Source organism: Ensifer adhaerens, assembly GCF_020035535.1.
Taxonomy (GTDB): Bacteria; Pseudomonadota; Alphaproteobacteria; order Rhizobiales; family Rhizobiaceae; genus Ensifer.
In genome coordinates this window covers 473,697-495,778 of the sequence record NZ_CP083350.1, presented here as the reverse complement: position 1 = coordinate 495,778, position 22,082 = coordinate 473,697, and the positions used below count along the sequence as shown (strand labels likewise).

Annotated in this window: 17 protein-coding genes and 1 pseudogene; 7 read left to right on the top strand and 11 right to left on the bottom strand. The window is 62.4% G+C overall.

The genetic code is table 11. The annotated features are described in order from the left end of the window. Positions 1–2: 2 nt before the first annotated feature. On the bottom strand, positions 3–3,854 hold the full coding sequence (locus LAC81_RS22665) for a GH36-type glycosyl hydrolase domain-containing protein (protein ID WP_223729431.1): 3,852 nt from the start codon (positions 3,852–3,854) through the stop codon (positions 3–5). Positions 3,855–3,994: 140 nt separating this feature from the next. After that, entirely contained in the window at positions 3,995–5,023 is a 1,029-nt protein-coding gene (gene adhP, locus LAC81_RS22660; RefSeq protein WP_223729430.1) for an alcohol dehydrogenase AdhP, read from the bottom strand. A gap of 580 nt (positions 5,024–5,603) precedes the next feature. On the opposite strand from adhP, the pseudogene LAC81_RS38555 reads away from it, so the two are divergent. Continuing rightward, positions 5,604–6,034, top strand: a pseudogene (locus LAC81_RS38555) (cysteine rich repeat-containing protein); the annotation flags it as partial. A 426-nt stretch (positions 6,035–6,460) separates the two neighbouring features. On the opposite strand, the gene msrA reads toward LAC81_RS38555, so the two are convergent. The 8 genes from msrA to LAC81_RS22615 form a co-directional block, all read right to left on the bottom strand. Further along, the gene (msrA, locus tag LAC81_RS22650) at positions 6,461–6,967 is read right to left on the bottom strand and encodes a peptide-methionine (S)-S-oxide reductase MsrA (RefSeq protein WP_223729429.1); all 507 of its coding nucleotides are present in this window, start codon (positions 6,965–6,967) and stop codon (positions 6,461–6,463) included. 184 nt (positions 6,968–7,151) lie between these two features. Beyond that, positions 7,152–7,349: a hypothetical protein gene (locus LAC81_RS22645; protein ID WP_223729428.1), complete on the bottom strand. Its 198-nt coding sequence runs from the start codon at positions 7,347–7,349 to the stop codon at positions 7,152–7,154. A 344-nt stretch (positions 7,350–7,693) separates the two neighbouring features. Beyond that, the gene (locus LAC81_RS22640) at positions 7,694–8,374 is read right to left on the bottom strand and encodes a type 1 glutamine amidotransferase domain-containing protein (protein ID WP_223729427.1); all 681 of its coding nucleotides are present in this window, start codon (positions 8,372–8,374) and stop codon (positions 7,694–7,696) included. Positions 8,375–8,590: 216 nt separating this feature from the next. After that, positions 8,591–9,817, bottom strand: a complete 1,227-nt coding sequence (locus LAC81_RS22635; protein WP_223729426.1) for an alanine racemase — start codon at positions 9,815–9,817, stop codon at positions 8,591–8,593. Between the two features lie 41 nt (positions 9,818–9,858). After that, a complete protein-coding gene (locus tag LAC81_RS22630; RefSeq protein ID WP_223729425.1) occupies positions 9,859–10,815 on the bottom strand; it encodes an ABC transporter ATP-binding protein in 957 nt (318 codons plus the stop codon). Continuing rightward, the gene (locus LAC81_RS22625; protein ID WP_223729424.1) at positions 10,812–11,684 is read right to left on the bottom strand and encodes an ABC transporter ATP-binding protein; all 873 of its coding nucleotides are present in this window, start codon (positions 11,682–11,684) and stop codon (positions 10,812–10,814) included. Before LAC81_RS22625 ends, LAC81_RS22630 begins: the two co-directional genes overlap by 4 nt. A gap of 162 nt (positions 11,685–11,846) precedes the next feature. Then, positions 11,847–11,996: a hypothetical protein gene (locus LAC81_RS22620; RefSeq protein WP_223729423.1), complete on the bottom strand. Its 150-nt coding sequence runs from the start codon at positions 11,994–11,996 to the stop codon at positions 11,847–11,849. Positions 11,997–12,005: 9 nt separating this feature from the next. Then, on the bottom strand, positions 12,006–12,959 hold the full coding sequence (locus LAC81_RS22615; protein WP_113538107.1) for a LysR family transcriptional regulator: 954 nt from the start codon (positions 12,957–12,959) through the stop codon (positions 12,006–12,008). A 123-nt stretch (positions 12,960–13,082) separates the two neighbouring features. Between LAC81_RS22615 and LAC81_RS22610 the strand changes: the two genes are divergently transcribed. The 6 genes from LAC81_RS22610 to LAC81_RS22585 all read left to right on the top strand — a co-directional run bounded on the left by LAC81_RS22610 (position 13,083) and on the right by LAC81_RS22585 (position 20,976). Beyond that, the gene (locus tag LAC81_RS22610; protein ID WP_223729422.1) at positions 13,083–15,011 is read left to right on the top strand and encodes an ABC transporter substrate-binding protein; all 1,929 of its coding nucleotides are present in this window, start codon (positions 13,083–13,085) and stop codon (positions 15,009–15,011) included. Between the two features lie 76 nt (positions 15,012–15,087). Next, positions 15,088–16,125, top strand: a complete 1,038-nt coding sequence (locus LAC81_RS22605; RefSeq protein WP_223729421.1) for an ABC transporter permease — start codon at positions 15,088–15,090, stop codon at positions 16,123–16,125. Next, positions 16,122–16,994 carry an ABC transporter permease gene (locus LAC81_RS22600; protein ID WP_223729420.1) on the top strand — a complete coding sequence of 291 codons (873 nt, stop codon included), beginning with the start codon at positions 16,122–16,124 and terminating at the stop codon, positions 16,992–16,994. Before LAC81_RS22605 ends, LAC81_RS22600 begins: the two co-directional genes overlap by 4 nt. 35 nt (positions 16,995–17,029) lie before the next feature. Beyond that, positions 17,030–18,706 (top strand): serine hydrolase domain-containing protein, encoded by a 1,677-nt coding sequence (locus LAC81_RS22595; RefSeq protein ID WP_223729419.1) that lies wholly within the window; start codon positions 17,030–17,032, stop codon positions 18,704–18,706. Between the two features lie 7 nt (positions 18,707–18,713). Further along, positions 18,714–19,808, top strand: coding sequence for an aminotransferase class I/II-fold pyridoxal phosphate-dependent enzyme (locus tag LAC81_RS22590; protein WP_223729418.1), 1,095 nt, complete (start codon positions 18,714–18,716; stop codon positions 19,806–19,808). A gap of 367 nt (positions 19,809–20,175) precedes the next feature. Continuing rightward, positions 20,176–20,976 carry a M55 family metallopeptidase gene (locus LAC81_RS22585; RefSeq protein WP_223729417.1) on the top strand — a complete coding sequence of 267 codons (801 nt, stop codon included), beginning with the start codon at positions 20,176–20,178 and terminating at the stop codon, positions 20,974–20,976. Here LAC81_RS22585 and LAC81_RS22580 read toward each other — a convergent pair whose 3' ends face one another. Then, complete coding sequence (locus LAC81_RS22580; RefSeq protein ID WP_223729416.1) at positions 20,977–21,918, bottom strand: LysR family transcriptional regulator; 942 nt, start codon at positions 21,916–21,918, stop codon at positions 20,977–20,979. Positions 21,919–22,082: the final 164 nt, after the last annotated feature.

Below are 22,082 nucleotides of genomic sequence, written 5' to 3'. Positions count from 1 at the left end.
CATCAGCCGACAGCCAGAAGGACTTGATGGTTTTGTCCGTCATCGGCGAGCGGGACGCTGAGGTCCTTGAGCTCCTGGCCATCCAGCGTGATTGCCCGCCGGGGCCCGGGACCCTTTTTGACCTTGATGCAATAGGTTGCTGCTCCAAATCGGAAGTCGACTTCATAGCCGGGCCAATTGGTCGGCACGCAGGGTTCGATGAAAAGCTGTGTGCCTTGTCGGCGGATGCCGAGGATCGCTTCGAGGCCAACACGATAGAGCCAGCCGGCAGATCCCGTGTACCAGGTCCACCCTCCGCGACCCGAATGGGGCGGCGCACCGTAGATATCGGCGTTAACGACATAGGGTTCGACCATGTAGCGCGCGGTGTCTTCGGCGGAGAGGGCATGATTGATCGGGTTCAGCATGCTCCAGAGCTCAAACGCCCGGTCACCGTCTCCTGACAGTGCGGTGGCCAGGACGACCCAGGCAGCGGCATGGGTGTACTGGCCACCGTTTTCCCGAATACCTGGAACGTAGCCCTTGATATATCCTGGCTGCAGCGCGCCTTTGTCGAACGGCGGATCGAACAGCCGGATCAACTTGTCCTCGGGACGAACCAATCGATCCCACACGGCATGCATGCCCTTCGAAGCGCGTCCCGCGTCGGCTGCCCCCGATATGACGGCCCATGCCTGCGGTATGGCGTCGATCTGACATTCATCGTTTACCGAGGAGCCAAGTGGCGTGCCGTCGTCGAAATAGGCGCGGCGATACCACGAACCGTCCCAGGCGTGGGTCTCCAATGAGACGCGCAACGCCTCGGCTCGCTCTTCGCACCAGGCGGCCCGTTCTCTGTCGCCGGTGGCGGTTGCCAACGTTGCGAACAACCTGAGAGTGGTCAGGAAGAACCAGCCGTTCCAGACGCTTTCGCCCAAGCCTTCCGCGCCCACCTTGTTCATCCCGTCGTTCCAGTCGCCGGTTCCCATCAGGGGCAGGCCATGCCGACCGGTGCGAAGACCCCTTTCAAGGGCGCGGCAGCAATGATCGTAGAGCGTTGCGGTTTCCGCAGAGATCTCGGGCATGCCGAAGGTCTCTTCCTGCTCGTCCGTAAGGACTGGCGACGAGATGAAAGGCACAGGCTCGCTGAGAAGCGCATAGTCGCCCGTCACCGACACATAGTTCTGGACGACGTAAGGCAGGAAATAGAGGTCATCGGTGATGCGGGTCCGAACTCCAACGCCCGTCGGCGGGTGCCACCAATGCTGGACGTCACCTTCGGTAAACTGGCGCGCCGCGGCGCGCAGGATGTGCGCGCGCGCCTCGTCGGGCGCGCAGTGAACCAGCGCCATGACATCCTGGAGCTGGTCGCGAAAACCATAGGCGCCACCGGATTGATAAAACCCGGTCCGCGCCCAAACCCGGCAAACCAGTACCTGGTAGAGCAGCCACCGGTTCATCATGAGGTCAAAGGCCTTGTCTGGCGAGCGAACCGTAATCGCACCCAGGGTTTGGTCCCATTGCCGGGTGGCGGCTTCCAGAGAGCGCCGTGCGCCGCCCGGATCGGCATATTCCCGAACGAGCCTGCGGACTTCGTCGCGACTGGTTGCCTGCCCAAGCACGAACACAAGCTCGGCGCTCTGGCCAGGAAGGACCGGTACCTCGACTGTCAACGCCGCGCAGGGATCACCCGGGGTACCGGTGGAGCAGCTGAGCTCGGAACCACTCAGCCCCAAGGGTTCTGCGACGGAACCGCCGCGTCCCAGGAACTCGCCGCGATCACAGGTGAACGATCGCAGCGGCATGCTGGATGCAGCGAAAGCGTGCCGTCCAGCGAAAGGACCTTCCCAGATGGGCCTGGCGATGATGGCGTGTGACTTGGCGTCATGTTCGCAGGCGATCCGCGCCGACGTATCCTCGCGCAAGGTCCCGAGCACCCACTCGATGAAGTAGGTTATGCTCAGCGTGCGCGCTTCGGTTCCCTCGTTGCGAATGGCAAGCTGGATGATCTTGAGCGGTGCGGAAACGGGAACATGCACCGTCATTTCATGGCGAAGCGTTCCGCTGGCGCCTTCATAGCGCGTGTAGCCCTGCCCATGCTTCACATTGCTGGACGACGCGTGTCCAAGCGGTAGAGGCGTCGGTGTCCAGACTTCTCCGGTCTGCTCATCGCGCAGATAGACGACCTCGCCCGGAGCGTCTGAAACCGGATCGTTCGACCACGGGGTAAGCCTGTTCAACTGGCTGTTGCCTGCCCAGCTATACCCAAGGCCGCTTTCGCTCGTCATGCAGCCGAAATCGGGGTTGGCGATGACATTGCACCATGGCGCAGGCGTCGGCCGCTCCGCAGCGATCACATATTCATTGCCCTGATGCGTGAAGCCCCCGTGTCCGCTCCAGAAAAGCAGGTCCTCTGGAGCGTCGCCGGGCCGCACCGGTCGGCGGCGCGAAGATGCGTCGGGTGGTGGTGCGGAAAGCGGAATGCTTGTTCTCGGCGAGATCTGAACGGCCAGCGGTCCGCGGCTGGAAGCAAGAACCACACGCGCGGCAGCAAGCAGCGTGTTCGCGGTGCCGTGCGGGAGCTTGCTGCCACGAAGCGTATGAATTCCTCCTGGCTTATCGAAGAGTTCTTCTCCACGGCTTTCTGTGACCTGTTCGCGCAAGTGCGCGCTTTCGTCGTCGTCACGTTCATCGAGGAGAACCAGATCGAGGGTGAGGCCACGGCCGGTCAGGAACGCATGTGCATCGAGAAGATCCGGAAGAAGTGAGGTCCTATCTTTTTGGTCGAGCCGAAGCAGCAGAATGGGAATGTCGCCGCCAATCCCGTTCGACCACAACGCGCCGATTTCAAGGCGTGGCCCGCCATGGACACTGCCGTTCCGGAGGTCGGGATGCGAGCGGGCCAAGGCTCCTGCGAGTTGATAATAGACGGCCACCTTGTCGGCCATGGGCTGGGAAGCGGCCGCATTGGTGGAATTTCGGGTTACAGGCGATAGGGCCCTAGCTGCCGCCGCGATATCTGAAAACTGTCTCGCGATCGCGAGTGCGGTCCCTTCGTCGTCAGAGGCACCCGTCACGAAAGCGATTTGCGCGATCTCGGAAGGTCCCAATGCCAACGTTCTGCGCAGGCTGAAGACCGGATCAAGGACGGGCCCCGTCGTCGCTGAAAGACGCTGCCGGTTCTCAAGGGCGAGGGGATTGGACGGTGTTCCCCCTCGGCCCAGAAAGCGGCAGCGGTCCGTCTCATATTCGACCGAAGAACCGCCGTTCTGGCTCGATGCCGAAACGTGGACGGCAAAATTCGGCTTGTCCAAGGCGCTGCGCGGTCGGCGCCTTGCAAACAGCGCCGTCGTTTCCGGGTCAAACCGGGTTTCTACGAAAAGCTTGGCGAATGCAGGGTGCGCACTGTCGCCGCGTCGGCCGCTCAGGCAGACCTCGGAGTAGCTCGTTACCGCAAGTTTCCGGGTCGCGGCTCCCTTGTTGACGAACTGCAGCAAGCGCACTTCGGCGTCGCAATCACCGGCTACACATATTTGCGCGGTGACTTCGATGTCTTTGAAAGCGCAAAGAAACTCCGCGCGGTCTCCATCAAGCTCCTGCGCATACGTTGCATCCGGCCGTCGGATCGGTTGCCTGCCGATGGACCAGACATCGCCGCTTTCGAGATCCTGGATGTAGCAAAACTGGCCCCAGCAATCGCGCGTAACATCCTCTCGCCAGCGCGTGACATCGAGCCCGCGCCAGATTGCGTATCCTGACCCGTTCTCCGTGAGGAGCACATGATAACTGCCGTTCGAAAGCAGGGCGGTTTCGGCAGCCGGACCTGTTCGATGCGGGGAAACCAGTTTCTCAGTTTCGTCAATCGACCGGACCATTGCGAGATCCCTCAAATCGATAGCAGCTTTGCGTCAAGCCGGACGCTGGCACATCTCCATGGATGTCGTTCGGGAAGGCCATCCGGGTTCCCGTTCAACAAGGCCTGTGCTGTCGTGCCTCCGGGCGGCCGGCGTGCAAGTCAGTGCAGTCGCATGACGATGCGGCCGTCGATCTTGCCCGCCTCCATCCGATGGAAGATGTCGTTGATGTTCTCGAGGCGGTCCCAGGAAAAGTGCGGCTTCACTTTTCCCTCTGCGGCAAACACCAGCGATTCCTCCAGATCCTGGCGGGTGCCGACGATCGAGCCGCGCACCGTGATGCGTTTCAGTACTGTCTCGAACACGGGCAAGGACATCATTCCCGGAGGAAGGCCGACCAGCGCCATCGTGCCTTTCGACCGCATGAACCCGAAGGCCTGCTCCATCGCGGCGGGAGAGACCGCGGTCACAAGGACGCCGTGAACGCCGCCATTGGTCGCGTTCACGACCTGTTCGATGGCGTCTTTGGCCTTGCCGTTGACAGTAACATCGGCGCCGAGCTGTTTTGCCAGCGCCAGCTTTTCCTCGAATATGTCGGCAGCGACGACATTCATGCCCATCGCCTTGGCATATTGCACTGCCATGTGCCCGAGGCCACCGACACCGGATATCGCCACCCACTCGCCGGGACGGACCTCCGTCTCCTTCAGCCCCTTGTATACGGTCACCCCGGCGCAAAGCACCGGCGCGGCGGCACCGAACTCGAGCTTGTCTGGTACGGCGCCGACGAAGTCAGGATCTGCCAGTCCGAACTCCGCGAAGGTTCCGTTGACGGAGTATCCTGTATTTGCCTGGGAAGCGCACAGGGTCTCCCAACCAGTTCGGCAGTATGGGCAGTAACCGCAGGCAGTGTGTAGCCAAGGCACCCCAACCCTGTCGCCTTCCTTCACTCTTTTGACGCCCGCTCCGACGGCCGAGACGAAGCCAACTCCCTCATGTCCCGGTACGAAGGGTGGCGACGGCTTAACCGGCCAGTCTCCATTGGCGGCGTGGAGGTCGGTGTGGCACACGCCCGTCGCCTCATATTTGACCAGTATCTGGCCTGGTCCAGGTGTCGGTACGGCCATTTCTTCAATGGTGAGTGGAGCGCGGAACTGCCGAACGACAGCCGCCTTCATCGTCTTTGCCATTTCCATGCTCCTCCAGCTTGTATGACTTCGACGTATTTTGCGGGCCTTGATGCCAGTACTGGCTATGGCGGATACGAACCCGAGATCTCTTAGCTACGCCTCGGCGCTTCAGACATTCTCTGCGAACATCCATGCGGTTCTTTGCCCTCGTTGATTAAGACTCACGAACGGGCTTTCATCGCCAGCAACGGGGAGGTCGCTGACGTGGTTGTCCAACATAGTTCGGCTTGCCTGTCTGACCGCTGTTGTCAGGCGAATGCTTGACGGCGACCGCCGTCACCAATTCTTTGACGCGCATCTGAACCTAACTCCGGCGAGAGGCAATACCGTCATCAGCGGCGGGAATGTTAAACCTCTTGCGATGCTTCGACAACCGGCTCTGCAACTTGTGACCGCTGCCGCTACCACCGCGCAAGCGGCTGTTCCAACTGGCCGGACAGAAGATCAGCGAAATTGTCCGGCGTCTGCAGCGAGCATAGTAAGCCTTCCACAGGAGCGCTGTGCGTTGCTGTAACATACTCCGGCAATTCCCGGCCTTCATGCACCTTGTCGCCGTTTGGCGCCGTCCGGCGACCAGTCGATAAGAGGTCATAATGTTGAGGGCAGTTATTTCGTGGCGGCCACCGTGCTTGCCGCCATCGTCTTTACCGGGCCTGTCCAAGCCCGGACCCTGAGTTACACCGACGCGATCACCAAATTGACGGACGATTGCGGGCGGATATTCAGAAGTTGTGCAAGGGGCTTAATCTCGGCAACGGAAGAATTGCCGATTGCCTGCAGCAGAACGCTTCGAAGGTTACGCCCACCTATAGGGGCGCCATCAGCGTCGTTCTCCAGTCGATTGCCCAGCGGGAACAGGCCCAAGCTTCCTATCAAAAGGTCTGCCAGCGCGACATCGCCAAGAGATGCTCCGACATCAAGGGCGACGGCTTCATCCTCGCTTGCCTGGCGACAAAGCAGGAACGCATCAGCCAGGAATGCAACCAGGTGATCACAGAAGCAGGGTGGAGACAATACCATGAGGTTTCTCGCAAAAGGAGGCGCTTTGCTTGCCGCAATCGCTCTCTTCCCCTGCCTGACGTTTGCCCAGGAGGTTTCTCAACAGCGGATCATCACCGGGCTCAGAAAGGTTAGCTCGGCGGCGCGCCGGCAATTGATCTGGAGATTTTGAGGCCGGAGGTGGTGAACGGCGGCGGCCAGCCGATGGCGGCTCTGCCGAACTGGCAAAAGATCTCGAAGCTTCCGTGGACCAATCTTGGGGTCTTCACGCAAAAGCTGTAAACGGCAGCGTAACACCGTGTTGATCGGTTGTCTCCCAGGCGTCAATTAGAAGAGGGGCCCAACCTAAAGGGTTGGGCCCAAGCTTTGCCTGGCATGCTCACCACCGAGTCTGTACATAACGCGAGGCGCCAGAGGCGCATCAGCCAGAACGAGCCTTCACTCTGCCGCCGAACGTTGCGGCAGCACCCAGTTCGGGCGCGGGAAATGGCAGGTGTAGCCGTTGGGATAGCGTTCCAGGTAATCCTGGTGCTCCGGCTCGGCCTCCCAGAAATTCCCGACAGGCTCCACCTCGGTCACGACCTTGCCCGGCCACAGGCCTGAGGCTTCCACGTCAGCGATGGTATCCTCGGCAACCCGCTTCTGCTCGTCGTCGACGTAGTAGATCGCCGATCGATAGGACATGCCGATGTCGTTGCCCTGGCGGTTCTTCGTCGTCGGGTCGTGGATCTGGAAGAAAACCTCCAGAAGGCGCCTGTAGCTGATACGCTCAGGGTCGAAGATGATCTCGATGCCCTCGGCATGGGTGCCGTGGTTGCGGTAGGTTGCGTGCGGCACGTCGCCGCCGGTGTAGCCGACGCGCGTATCGGTGACGCCGGGGAGCCTGCGGATCAGGTCTTGCATCCCCCAGAAACAGCCACCGGCCAGAACAGCTCTCTTCGTCATCCAGAATCCCTCCGGTTGGTAAATGCGCCTTGGTCTTTTCTCCACTCACGGCGAAGGTACCGTCGGCGATGGACCTGTAATATAGGAATTCGTTTTGCTCTGGTCAGGAGGGAGCCAAAAAACACGGATCGAATCCCGCGCTGAGGGTCGCCACGGCGCTTCCTAAGCTTGGCGAGGGAGAATGCTACAACGCCCCGGGCTTCAGCGGCTCCGTCAGTCGCGTCAGCAGCGTCACCACTTCGGCCTGCAGATCCAGGCAGATTTGCTGATGCTTGGACACCTGCTTCTCCCGGCGCGGAAGCTCTCGCAAGAGACTGTCGAGCGTCATCGACTCGCGCGCATAGGCCTCGAAGAGGTCGTAGAGCTGATGGTTCTTTGTCATGCGCAGAAGTTCGCGGTGCCGTGGAAGCACCAACGAAAGGCGAGCCCGGCCGAGTTGTACCAAACCCATATCGTCCCTTGCCCTCTGCTTTTGCCTGCGATCGGTTCGATCCAGGTTCTCTCCTGCGGCCCGGTATCCGAAAGCGCCGGAGGACGGGAAACGCTGCAACTCGAGGACGGTTCCCGACGATGTTGAGGCCGAGCCGAACTGTGCGCGCGAGAACGTTGAGGTTGGCGGTCGGCCGCTTGCCGATTGCTCCGGATGGGCGGACGAACGCCTTCGTTCGCTTTCTTGAAGGCGAGGCGGCCGCTCTTTCTGGCGACGCGCCCCGATCCAATCTTCGATCACGGTTTCAAGGCGGCCAGGAGGGCTTTTGCCGTTTCGCCAGATGAGGCGGGATTCTGGCCGGTGATGAGCCGGCCATCCACGACCGTATGGACGCCCCAGTCCTTCACCTTTGAGAAAACGGCGCCGAGACCGAGCAACTCGTCTTCCACCAGGAAGGGCACGACCTCCGTCAGGCCGACGGCCGCTTCCTCGGAATTGGTAAAACCGGTGACCTTTCGACCGTTCACGAAAGGCGTGCCGTCCGGGTTCTTGACGCGGTGCAGAACGCCGGGGGCGTGGCATACGAGGGCAATCGTCTTGCCCGCCGCAATGAAGGCTTCAAGCAGCTTGATCGAGTTTCCGTCCTCGGCGAGATCCCACATCGGACCGTGACCGCCGGGATAGAAGACGGTGTCGAAGTCCCTCTGGTTGACGCTGTCGAGGCGAACCGTCTCGGCGAGCTGGGCCTTGGCTTCCCGGTCTGCCTTGAAACGCCGAGTGAGGTCGGTCTCGAACATCGGTTCATCGCTCTTCGGGTCAAGTGGCGGTTGGCCGCCCTTGGGGGATGCAAGGGTGATTTCGGCACCGGCATCCCTAAAGACGTAATAGGGAGCCGCCAGCTCTTCGAGCCAGAACCCTGTCTTCTTGCCGGTGTTGCCGAGGGTGTCATGCGAAGTGAGGACCATTAGGACTTTCATGGATCATATCCTTTGCACTGGAGGAGTAGATTTGAAGTCCGATCAGCCGCGTCGGCTTCTCGATGCACTGATATTGGCGTCGCAATGATATTTGGGAGATCTAGGTCGCAGAATCCAGCTATCCATCTTGATGATGGAAGAAGGAGCGAGAACTTCAGCTCGCTTTCGGGCGGCGATTGATCGCCGCCCGGGTGGCCGAAATGGCCTGTGCGCCCTTCAGGTCTGACCGCTGCGGGCGTCGACCGGCAGGTTGGCTGTAGTGCCATCCGCGCGCGCCAGGACGAAATTGTCGAAATTGGCGATCGAGGCGCAGGAGTGGTTGGGGAACACGCGCACGCGACTGCCGAGCGGCAGGGCGCGCCCGGAATGCGGGACGAACCCATGTTCCTCGGACAGTCGCTCGAGTGTCCACATGCCGGTTTCGCCATCGCCTTCAGCGCTGACGACCGTGCCGAACCCTGCGCCACCCATGCCATGTGCGCCGCGATCGGAGCTCATGGACTTCGAACCAGCGTCGATGATGAAGTGCGCGTCGTTGGACGCAACGACGCGGGCGACGACTGAAAGCGCGAGGTCGTCGGCGGTACAGATGCCAAGCCGAAGGGCGGTGCCGTCCAGAAAGACGTAGTTTCCGGGACGGATGTAGTCGACTTCCTGGGGCAGCGGTGCACCGAGGCAAGTCGGCGTTGCGCCGACGGAAATGCAATCGACGGCGATTCCGCGTTGCCGAAGCCGGTCGGCGAGGCCGGCGAGGGCCTTCGCCTCGTCGCGGGCGATCGTGGCCAGGGCGTGCGGCTCAGGAGCGGCGTAGGCATGTCCGGCGTGCGAAAGCAGTCCGGCAAATCGCAAGCCAGGGGCGCCGGCGATCCTTGCGCACAGTTCAGGCGCTGCCGGGTCATCGGGTTTGAGGCCGACGCGGCCGAGGCCGACGTCGACCTTGAGGAACACGCCGATCTCGACGCCGTGCCGGCTGGCGGCCTCCGACAGCGCATCGACACCTGTTTCGCTCGCCGCAATCGTACGCAGTTCCACGCCCCGCGCCTTGACTGCAGGCAGCAGGCGATCGAGCGACGCCGCGCGGACGATGGGATAGGCCAGGATAATCGACGGGATCCCGGCTTCGGCAAAGATAAGCGCTTCGCTGGGCTTGGAGGCGGTGATGCCGCGCGCGCCTGCGGCCAGCTGCTGCCGGGCGATGTGGAGGCTCTTGTGCGTCTTCACATGCGGAAACATCGCCACGCCGGCTGCATCGGCGCGCTGCTGCATGGCCTTGATGTTGCGGGTAAGCCGTCTCTCGTCGACCTCGATATAGGGTGTCGGTCGCTCGGCGGCCGCTGGACGCAGGAACCCTGTGGTCTTGGCTTCGCTTGCGCTGTCGCGGATATCTGTCGACGCGATGCCGGCAGCGCTCGCAGCCGGTTGCGTCACTTCGAAAGTGCTCATGTCGGGATACTCTGATCTGGAACGGGGTATTGCGGCCGTTGTCAGCCGGTTGCGACCTGGCGCACGTAGTGGGTCGATGAGATCTGCCGCATCGGCAGTTCGCGAGGCACGAAGTCCGGCGCACGCACCGCACTCGGGATTTCGTCGGACATCGGCTGGCGCCCTTCCGGACGGCGCGTCGGGTCGGCAATCGGCACGGTCGATAGCAGCTTGCGGGTATAGGGGTGCTGCGGATTGCCGAACACCGAACGGCGATCGCCGATCTCGACGATTTCGCCGAGATACATGACCGCAACGCGGTGTGCGATGCGCTCGACCACCGCCATGTCGTGGCTGATGAACAGAAGAGCGATCTGCATCTCGCGCTGCAGGTCCATGAGAAGGTTGATGACTTGCGCCTGGATCGTCACGTCAAGCGAAGCGACCGCCTCGTCGGCGACGATGAGACGCGGCTTGAGCGCGAGCGCCCGGGCGATACAGATGCGCTGGCGCTGGCCGCCGGAAAATGCATGCGGATAGCGCTCGAGATGCTCAGGCGAAAGCTCGACCTTTGCAAGAAGTTCGGCGGCGCGGGCGCGCAAATCCCCGGTCGAACCCAGCTTGTGGACCCGCATCGGGTCCATCAGCGACTGCTCGATCGTCATGCGCGGGTTGAGCGAAGAAAAGGGGTCCTGGAACACCATCTGGGCTTCGCGCCGAAATCGGGCAAGGACGGGGCGCGGCGCGCCGATCAGCTCGGTTCCATCGAAGCGGATGGAGCCCGAGCGCGGCCGATCGAGCTGCATGAGCGAGCGGGCGACCGTCGACTTGCCGCAGCCGGATTCGCCGACCAGCGCCAGGGTCTCACCTGGAAAAATGTCGAAGGAGACGTTCTCCACCGCGTGCACCCGGCCGGAGACGTGGCCGAAGAGCCCGGCTTTGAGATCGAAGCGCGTCACCAGGTTTCGTACCTCGACGAGCGGGCGGGGGGCTTCCGTCACATGAGCCGGCGCGTTCATTCGGTCGCCTCCGCGGGCTGCCGCTCCGGTTCGAACACCAGCAGCGGGAATTTTTCCGGCGCATCCTTGTCGGCCATGCTGCCGAGGCGCGGCACGGCGGAAATCAGGGCGCGTGTATAGGCATGCTTCGGCTTGGCGAAGATGTCGTAGACCGAACCCGTCTCGACGATTTCACCCTTGAGCATCACGCAGACCCGGTCGGCGACCTCCGCGACGACACCCATGTCGTGGGTAATGAACAGCACCGACATGCCGATCTCGCGCTGCAGGGCGCGGACCAGATCAAGGATCTGCGCCTGAATGGTCACATCGAGCGCGGTCGTCGGCTCGTCGAGGATCATCAGTGACGGGCGGCAGGCAAGCGCGATGGCGATCATGACGCGCTGGCGCATGCCGCCGGAGAGCTGATGAGGATACTGGTCGAGCCTGCGTTCCGCATCGGGCACGCGCACCAGCTTGAGGGTGTTGACCGCGATCTGGCGCGCTTCCTCGGGTGTCTTGTTCTGGTGATGGATCACCGCTTCGGCAATCTGGTCGCCGACGGTAAAGACCGGGTTCAGGCTCGACATCGGGTCCTGGAACACGATCGAGATGTCCGCGCCGCGGAGGGCTTCGACCCGCTTTTCCGACAGTGTCGCGAGATCGGCGACCTTGCCGTCCTTCAAGCGCATCAGCACCCGTCCGCCGGTGATCGCCGCGCCGTCATACTCCGTCAGCCGCATGATCGTCATGGCAGTCACCGATTTGCCGGATCCGGACTCGCCGACCAGCGCGACGGTCTCGCCGCGTGCAATGCGGAAGGAGACGCCCCGCACCGCGCGTAGCTGGGAGCGTGTGCCGGCCGCGAAGGAAACCTCAAGGTCTTCCACGGAAAGGATGACATCCTCGGGCAGTTCAGGGGGCGCGGATTTAGACAGGAACATCAGCACATGGACCCGATTTCGAGGGGACGTTGCCCTATCAGGTCTCGCAACGGGGTTGCATCCTGTCAATATGCTCGGATGGCGGAGAACTCCCAGCGAGGCAGGCCGTCAGTGCCCGGGCGGCACGCGATCGGCTTCGGTCCGCGCCACAAAACCGAGTGAAATCAATGTGTCACGAATGTGGCAGTCGAAACTATGCGCTTTCTGCATCGTGTCGCCTGTCTTCGCATATGGCCTCGATCGGGCGATTTCGGTCATGACGATGCCTCAGGCGGCGTCGATGCCGGCATCGAATCCGTTCTTGTACTGTGGCAGCGCCGCACACTGCTTGAGATGCTGCCACAACCCATCGCTGTCGGCGCTGCCGGGGCCGGCGCGTCTGAAGATGCGGATCTCCATTTCGAGCGACATCTGTGGTCCGCCGATCTGGACGAGGCGGCCTTGCCGCAAGGCTTCCGCCACACAGATCTGCGGCAGCCAGGCGACGCCGCGCCCGGCGACCGCCATGTGCTTCAGGCCGTCGGCGAGGCCTGACTGATAGACGGTGCTGAGATTGAGCGGCCTGCGCCAGCGCGACTGGATCAAGGTCGCCAGCTTGCCGATGTAGCCGTCGCTCCAGGAATAGGCGAGGTAAGGGATCTCCGTGCTCTCGGGCCCGTCGATGTCGAACAGCGGTCGGCCGCTCTCGTCGGTTCCAGACACCAGGATGAGCCTGTCCTTGCCGATCTGCAGGGATTCGAACGGACCGCCTTCCAGCACCGGCGGGCCATCGGGATGTACATAGGTAATGGCAAAATCGCACTGGCCCGAACACAGGTGATCGATGCTTTCGAGGAAGTCGGCCGCATGCATGCTGGTGCGAAGCGGCATCCGCGAGATCAGCGGCGAGCCAATCCATCTCGGGAAAAAGTACATCGCCAGCGTGTGCAGCGAGGTAAATGTCAGCATGGCCGAGCTTTCGCCCGCGACATTGCGGCAATCGGTGCGCAGCCTGTAGGCCTCGCGCACGAGGCGCTGGCAACCGGGCAGGAACATCGTTCCCGCCCGCGTCAATTGCACGGGATAGGTGCTGCGGTCGATCAGGTCCGCGCCGATCCAGTTCTCAAGCGATTTGATGCGGCGACTGAAGGCCGGCTGCGAAATGTTGCGTGCCGTCGCCGCCGTCGAGAAATTCCGCGTGGCGGCAATCTCCAGAAAATCTTCAAGCCATTGCAGTTCCATGCTGGCCCTCATGCGTGATTTGCATAGTCTATCCTAATTACACATTGGACAGACCTGCAAGGGCTCTTCTAGCCTCACCCATAACGAGAAGAAAACTTCCGCCTCCACCAAATGGGAACAACGATGAAACGCACCTTAGCCCTAGCTCTCTGCTTGGGGCTCGGCATCGCGGCTGCGCCCGCTATGGCCGAGACCAAGAACCCCGGCACTTTCGTCTTCATGTGGACCGACGACATCCAGTCGTTCGATCCGGCCTATATCGCCAACACGCCGAGCTCCTACGGCGCGCTCAACATCTACAGTCGCTTGTTGAACTTCAACGGCTCGAAGATTTCCGAGTTCGTGCCGTCGCTCTCGACCGAAGTACCGTCGCTCGAGAACGGCCTCATCAAGCAGGCGGCCGACGGCTCCGTCAGCTACACCTTCCCGATCCGCAAAGGCGTTCTCGCCCACAAGGTCGGGATCAAGGGTGCCGACGGCAAAGTCGCCTGGGCGTATTACGACAAGCTGACCGACGCCCAGAAGGCGACGATCGAGCCTGGCTACGGCCAGATCACGCCGGAGGACGTGCGCTATTCGCTGTTGCGCGCCATCCTTCAGGGGCAGTCGTGGATGTCGAACGCGATCACCGAGGTGATCACTGCCGGCAAATATACCGACATCGCCAAGTGGGTTGAGGCCGAAGGCCAGGTCAAGTCGATCAACGACGCCAGCCCCGAGATCCTGCGCAAGGTTTATGACCAACTCGCCTCGCAGATCGTCGTCGATGGCGATAATGTCACGCTCAAGCTGCCCAAGTCGTTTCCAGCGACGCTTGGGGTAATCGCGCTGCCCTTCGGCACCTCGGTCGTCGACAAGGAATGGGTTGCATCGGTCGGCGGCTGGGATGGTTCGGGCGACACCTGGAAGGCCCATTACCGCCCGGAACTAGGCGCCAATCCGCTGTTTGCGGAAGAAAATGGCACCGGGCCGTTCATGCTCGAGGAGTGGGACCGGACCGACCGGCGCATCACCTTGAAGCGCTTCGACAATTACTTCATGGGCCCCGCCAAGCTTGAGCGCGTGGTCATGCGCACCGTGCCGGAATGGACGACGCGGCGCCTGCAGCTTCTGTCCGGCGACGCCGATTTCGTTACCGCCCCGGTCGAGTTCATCGACGAACTCAGCAAGACCGAAGGCGTCAAGGTCATCGACGGCCTGCAGAAAGTGTTCTCGCGCGGCATTTTCTTCGCCTGGCCGCTCGACGACAACGACAATCCGGCGATCGGTAGCGGCAAGCTGGACGGCGCCGGCATCCCGCCGGACTTCTTCGCCGATATCGACGTGCGCAAGGGCTTCAACTATGCCCAGAACTACGATGCGCTCCTGAACCAGGTGCTGCTCGGAAAGACCGTGCAGTCGCGCGGGCCGACGGTGCGCGGCATCATGGGTTACCGCGCGGATTCGCCGATCTACAGCTACGATCCCGCCAAGGCCGAGGAGCACTTCAAGAAGGCATTCGGCGGCAAGCTCTGGGATACCGGCTTCGCCTTCACCGCCTATGTGACCGAGGGCAATCCGCAGCTGACGGCCGCACTTTCGGCGCTGCAGCAGGGCCTGTCGCGCATCAACCCGAAGTTCAAGATGCAGATCCAGGCACTGCCCTGGGCCTCGGTCTCGGACAAGCTCAACAACCGCGAGAAGCCGGCCGCTCCTTTGACGGTGATGGGGTGGGGGCCTGACTATTCCGATCCGGGTGGTCCGCTCGGTGCAGCCAGCTACTATCTCTCGCCCACCGGCCTCGTCGGCGGCATGGTCGGCCAGGGGTACCGCGATCTGATGGCCGAGAAGTTCAAGCCTCTGCTCGACGAGGCATGGGCTTCGGTCGATCCCGCTGTGCGCGAGCCGATCTACGCCAAGCTGCAGGAAATGTCGTACGAATACGCCACCACCCAGTTCCTCTGGGAAGATTTCGGCTACGTCGTCACCCGCAGCAATATCGATGGTTATGTCGACAACATGATCCTCTACGGTGCGTGGGACTTCTACCCGGTCACCAAGGCCAACGATTGATTGGCCAGGGCTGCCGGGTGGCGATCCCGCCCGGCAGCCCTTGTTTCATTTTCCCTGAAATCGGAACGTGTGAACCGTGCTGAACTATGCACTCAGACGATTGATGATGCTGCCGATCGTCCTCTTCGCGCTGTCGTTGATGATCTTCGCGCTGCAGATGTCGCTTTCGCCGACACAGAGACTGGCGGCCTACGCACCGTCGCCCGATTATCTCAAGGGCGGTCAGGAGAGCATTCGCCGGATGATCGAGCAGTACGGGCTCAACGATCCCTTCTATCTCCAATATGGCCGCTGGATCGGTGGCGTTCTCAGCGGCAATCTCGGCTGGTCCGAGACCGCCCGCCAGCCGGTGTCGACGGCGCTGATGTCGCTGTTTCCGGCGACGCTGGAGCTGGTCGTGCTGGCCTTCGTGCCCTGTCTGCTGCTCGCCGTCTACCTCGGCTCGCGCGCCGGCATCTATCTCAACCGCTGGCCGGACCACGTCATCCGCATCTTCACCATTCTCGGCTGGTCTTTTCCGGTCTATGTCTTCGGCCTGCTGATGCTCCTGATCTTCTATTCGGCGCTTGACTGGTTCCCGCCCGGCCGGCTCAGCCAGTGGGCCCAGACCATCGTCAGTTCCGGCGATTTCGTGCGCTACACCGGCGCCAACACCGTCGATGCCCTGTTGAACGGGAACCTTGCGATCTTCGGCGACGCGCTTCGTCACCTCGCGGCGCCCGTCATCACGCTGACCTATGTCAACGTCGCCAGCATGACGCGGGTGATGCGCACCTCGATGCTGGAAACGCTGCGCCAGGATTACGTGCGCACCGCCCGCGCCAAGGGCCTGCCGCGCCGCGTCGTCGAATTGCGTCACGCCAGGCGCAACGCGCTTCTGCCGCTCGCAACCATCGCCGGCATGGAACTCGCCGTGATGATGGGCGGCGTGGTCATCACCGAGACCATCTTCGACTATGCCGGCCTCGGGCAGTTTGCCGCGAAGACCGCCGCCAATCTCGACTTTCCCGCAGTTCTCGGCTTCGGCCTCTATTTCGCGGTCGTCCTGGTGCTGATGAACCTGGTCGTCGATCTCATCTATCCGTTGCTTGACCCGAGGGTGAAGACGCAATGAAGTTTCTTCGTTACCTCGCACGCAATCCGGTGTCGCTGTTCGGCGTCGTGGTCCTGCTCGCTTTCGTGCTGATCGCCGTCTTCGCCCCCGTCTTGGCACCGCCGCAGAGCTTCCAGCTTTCGCCCTACGACACGCCGCGCGCGGGTTTCCTCGCGACGCCGCAACCGCCTTCGCCTGAGGCTGTGTTTGGCACGACCCAGGGCCAGTACGACATCTTCTATGGTGTCGTCTGGGGTACGCGCACGGCATTCAAGATCGGGCTCGGGGTCGTGGCGATCTCCGTGCTGATCGGCACGGTCGTCGGCGCCGTCGCGGCCTATTACGGTGGCGTCATCGAGGAAGTGCTGATGCGCATCGTCGACGTGTTCATGGCCGTACCTTTCCTGATCGCTGCCATGGTGCTGACGGCGTTGCTCGGCAAAGGCATCGTGCCCATCACGATCGCGCTGACGACGTTCGGCTGGATGAGTTATGCCCGTATCGTTCGAAGCGAGATCCTGAGGATCCGCGAGATGGATTACATCCACGCAGCCAGGAGCTATGGCGCCAGCGATCTCAGGCTGATCGTGCTGCATATACTGCCCAACGCCATGTTCCCGGTGCTGGTTCTCGCGACGATGGCGACCGGTTCCATGGTGCTGTCCGCCTCGGCGCTCAGCTTCCTCGGCGTCGGCACCGAAGAAGGTTATGCCGACTGGGGCCAGTTCATCGCCTATTCACGCAACTGGATCGTCGGTCAGCCCGGCAATCCCTTCCAGTTCTGGTACACGCTGGCCTTCCCGGGCGCGGCCGTCTTCCTCTTCGTACTGTCGTGGAACCTGGTCGGCGATGCGCTGCGCGACATGCTCGACCCACGCCACGCCCATTGAGACCCGATCCCTTTACGACCCAAGGAGCATTTTCCATGTCCTCTCTGTCTGCTGCTTCCATCGAGCTGTTCGAGGATCTGATCCGGTACGAGGTCGAGGATAAGGCGATCCCGTCGATCTCCTACGCCCTCGTCGACCGCGACGGTGTGCTTGCCGAAGGCCATGTCCAGCGCCATGACCGACATTTCGAAATGGGCAAGGACACCTGCTTCCGTATCGGCTCGATCACCAAGACCTTCACGTCGCTCGCGATCATGCAGCTGGTCGAAAAGGGCCTTGTCGATATCGATGTCGACGTCTCGACCTATCTGCCCGGTTTCAAGCCGGTGAACCCGTTCGCCGGCGCCGAGGGCGGGCCCTACGGCTCGGTCATCAGCCTGCGCAAGCTGATGACCCATACGGCCGGGCTCGTGCGCGAACCGAAGAGTGGCCACTATCTCGACGCAACCCGTCCTCCGCTGGAGGACACCGTCGACGAGCTTGCGAGCTCGACCTTGAAGCAGGATCCGAGCCTCGGGGTGATGCACTACTCCAACGCCGGCATCGCCGTCGTCGGCCGGGTGATCGAGGTCGTCACCGGCCAGAGCTATTCCGACTATGTCGCTGCCAATATCCTGAAACCGCTTGGCATGGACAGTTCCTCCTGCGGCATGGCGCCCGGCATTCGCGAGCGGCTTGCGCCGGCCGACATGTGGACGCTCGACGGCGATACGCCGGCGCCGGTGTTCAGCCTGGGCGGCTCGCCGGCCGGCAACATCTTTTCCACCACGGGCGATATGGCACGCTACGCCCAGTGCCTGCTGCGCGGCGGCTTCGATGCTGAAGGCAATTCGATCATCTCGCCTGCATCGCTGCGCGAGATGTGGACGCCGTTCGGCAAACGTCCGGCCGGCCATGACAAGACACTCAACGGGTATGGCCTGTGCTTTGGTTCCGGCGACGTCGACGGCTGGACCTCGGTCGGCCATGGTGGCGCCGTCTACGGTTATGCTTCGCAGATGATGCTTCTGCCTGCCGCCGGCGTCGGCGTGCTTATCTTTGCGACCCTTGATTTCGCCAACCAGATCGCCTCGCGGCTCGGCGTCGACGGCGTGCGCATCGTTCTTGCCGAACGCAAGATGGGCAAGATGCCGGAGCGGACACAGCGTCCGCCGGAGATCCCCGAGGCGCAGTTCAAGACCCTGCCGGGCTATTACCGCGACGACGCCACGCAGGAGATCGTCGAGGTCAAATCCAAGGACGGCAAGATCTACCTGATGGGCGAGGGCGTTCCGCACCGGATCCGTCCGGTTGCCGGCAACGATTTCGTCATCGACGGTCGCATCTACGGGCGCGGCGCGGACTACGCCCACATGAATCTCTCCTTCCCGGAAGCCGGCAAGCTCGTCTGGCGGGATACAAGCTGGACACGGATAGAGACGCCCGACGACGAGACCGTGCCCGACGCTATTGCGCCGCATCTCGGCGAATACGGGCCGGACTTCAACATCACCTACCTGACCTACAGCCATGGCGGCCTGAAGTGCCTGATCGAGTACTTCTGCACGCACACCTGCGAGCCGGTCGAAGAGGGGCGCTTCCGCATGCATGGGCGGCTTTACGAAGACGAGATCCTCGAACTCGACGCCGTCGACGACAACGGCAAGCGCGGCATCCGCGTCGGGCCGATGTTCCTGGAGCGGCGCAGCCCGTCCCAGGCCGAAGCGGCGTGACCCAACCATGACCGCTCCAATCAAGATGGAGTCACCTCTTGGCGCCCGCATGTTCATCGGCGGGCGCGAGGTCGACTATTATTGCGGTACGTCGTACTTCTGCCTGCATGGCCACCCCGAGGTGATCGAGGCGGCCTGCGAAGCGACGAGGCGCTACGGCATGGGGCCGGGGACACTCGCCCATATGCAGGTCTATGCCGATTTGCAGGAGCGGTTGCGCGACTGGTTCGGCACGGAGGAGGTCGTCTACATGATCTCCGGCTACACCAGCCCCATGGTGTTGCTGCAGGGGCTGCGCGGCGAATTCGATGTCATCCTCATGGATTCCGCAACGCATTACAGCACCCGTGACGCAATCCCGACGCTCGGCAAGCGGGTTCATGAATTTCGGCATGCCGATCCAGAGGACCTTGCTGCACAACTGTCGCTGCATGTGAAGGCGGGCGAGCGGCCGGCGGTGCTGACCGACGGCGTCTTTCCGTCGTCCGGGCGATTGGCGCCACTTGGGGATTACCGGCAGGCCATGGCCCCCTATGATGGCGCGCTGCTCTGCATCGACGATTCCCACGGCGTCGGCGTTCTTGGTGAGACCGGCCGCGGATCGCTGCAGCATGCGGGGCTCGAAGGCGACGGCAACTATCTCGCGGGCACGATGAGCAAGGCGTTCGGCGCGCTTGGCGGCATCGTTCCCAGTAGTGCGGATCTGGCGGCCAAGATCGCGGGCAATGCCATGATCATGCGTGGGGCCTCGCCGGCACCACCGGGTCTTGCAGCCGCTGCTGCCGCATCGTTGCGCGTTCTGCAGGCGACTCCGGAAAAGCGCGCCAACCTCGTTCGCAACGTCAAGCATATGCGCAACGGACTGCGGACCCTCGGGTTCGACGTTGCCGACACGCCGGTGCCGATCGTCACCATCAAGGGCGTCACCGACCTCGAACAGCTGCGCGATCGTCTGGCGGAGCGCGATATCATCGTCAGGGTGCAGCAGCCTGGCGGTTATTCCGACGCGTCAGATGTCGCGACCATGCGGCTTGCGGTGTTTTCCGAGCACACGACTGATCAGATCGATCGGCTCCTGCAGTCGATGGGTGAGCTTCTCTAGACCTGAGTGTGGTGATGCCACCGACTTGGCAACGGCAGAGAGCTCCGCGCTACCGACCGCGCGCGCGTCTGTTCGTCAGGGGGTATCCATAACCAATTGAACTCTCAGGACTTAGGCGATTTTTGCATGGAGTTTTGCCCAAATTGAATTGGCCTGTGGCGGCGAGCTGCACCAATGTTCCGTCCAAACGACATGCAAATCGCCGATCACCAGTCAGACGCGCCTCGCCGATAACTTGCCCAAGTGGCCGCTAAAGCCCCGTGGTCGTCGGCTGCGCCGAACGCGCTCTGCTTGGCCTTCGCGATGCCTGCCTGAAACGACCGCATCTATCCCGCTTTTCCCGATTGACCGATAGAGGAACCCACCCATGAAAGTCTTCATTTCCGCTGACATCGAAGGCACCGCAGGCATCGCGCAATGGGACGAAGCGGAGCGCACCCATGCCGACTGGACCGAATTTCGCGCCCTGATGACCGCCGAGGTGGTCGCTGCCTGCGAGGGCGCGCGCGCTGCGGGTGCGACCGAAGTCGTGGTGAAAGACGCCCATGACAGCGGCCGCAACCTCATCCTCGACCGCTTGCCGGACTATGTCCGCATCGTGCGCGGCTGGTCCGGCCATCCGGATGCGATGATGTTCGGCCTCGATGCCGGCTTCGCGGCCGCGATCTATACGGGCTACCACTCCAAGGCGGGCAGCGAGGCAAATCCGCTCGCCCATACCTCCACCATGCGCATCTCGCGCCTGCTTCTGAACGGCGAGGTCGCCTCGGAATTCACCGTCAACGCGCTCTGTGCTGCCGGTTACGGCGTACCGTCGGTCTTCCTTGCCGGCGATGCCGGCATTTGCTCTGAGGCGCGGGCGATGGTGCCGGGGCTGAAGTCCGTGGAAACACTGGAGGGCAAAGGTCGTTCGACCACGTCGATCTCGCCTGCTTGGTCGCGCCGGCTTATTCGCGAAGGCGTGGCAGAAGCGCTTGCCGGCGATTTCGCTCAGGTGCTGCCGTCCAGGGCCGAGCGCTACGAAGTGGTGATCGAGTTCAACAATCCGACAGATGCCTATCGTGCCGGCTGGTATCCCGGTGCCTACGCGCACGGTCCTCGCGCCGTCGCCTTCAAGCATGCGGATTTTGCGGAGATCCTGCGCGCGCTGGTCTTCCTGAAGGCCTGATCAGGCGGGCTCGCGTTCCAGCAGCAGCTTTGCCGTGTGCCAGAGGTCTTCGACCCTCCGGCTGCGCATCGCGGCGTGGCGATAGAGGCGTATTTCGAGGTCGAGATTCCAGCCCGTGTCCGCGGAGGCGGGTACCAGGTCTCCGGCCTCGATCACGTCGCGCGCGAGGCTCTCTGGCAGCCAGCAGACGCCGGCGCCCGTCACCGCCATGTTCATCAGCCCGGCGCTGATCGTGTTTTCATGCGTCGTGCGGCGCCGGAAGGGCGGGCGACGGAGCATGAGGCGCGACAGGGCGACGCCGAAAAAGGAATTGAACCCGTAGCTCAGATAGGGAACGGCGAGCCGCGGCTGTGCGACGGCGCGGTCGAGGATGTGCAGCCCCGGCAGTGTGCCACCGGGAATGGAGACGTTTGCGGCGGCGAGCGGGATCAGCCGATCATGGGCAATCGTCAATGACGAGAACTGTCCGCGGTCGAGATGGAACGGCACCTCCGAATGCGCATAGGTCAGGAAAAAATCCGCCTCGTCGCCGATGAGGGCGTCGAGATTGGCCTCGATGCCGCCGCGGTCGGGCATCAGTGAGGTGCTGAAGGCGCCGCCAGACTTCTCCAGGAGTTTGAGCCAGCGCGGGAAGATCGTTACCGTCAGCGTATGGAGCGCGGCGAAGCGGATGAGGCCTTCTTCGTGAGACGGTCGCAGTGACTCGCGTGCCGCGTAGAAGGTTCGGATCGCCTCCTGCGCAATGGGGAGGAAATTGCGACCGGCCGGTGTCAGTTCCGCTGGCATGGTGGCGCGGCTGATCAGCGTTGCTCCGAGCCAGCCCTCCAACTGCTTGATGCGGCGGCTGAAGGCAGGCTGAGTCACGTTGCGCAATTCGGCAGCGCGCGAAAAGCTCCACGTGTCGGCGAGCGTCACGAAGTCCTCCAGCCACTTGATCTCCATGCCCGCTCCCTTGTGCTTTATGGTTGTGGGGGATCATAAGTTGTTGGAAAGAAATCGCTATGCCGATATTGCATCAGCCTTTGCTAAAAGCGAATTAGCCAAACCCCAACAAACCTTCCACGTTGCGCCCAAGGCAAACAGTTCTGATTTCGAGGCAGCGAGGA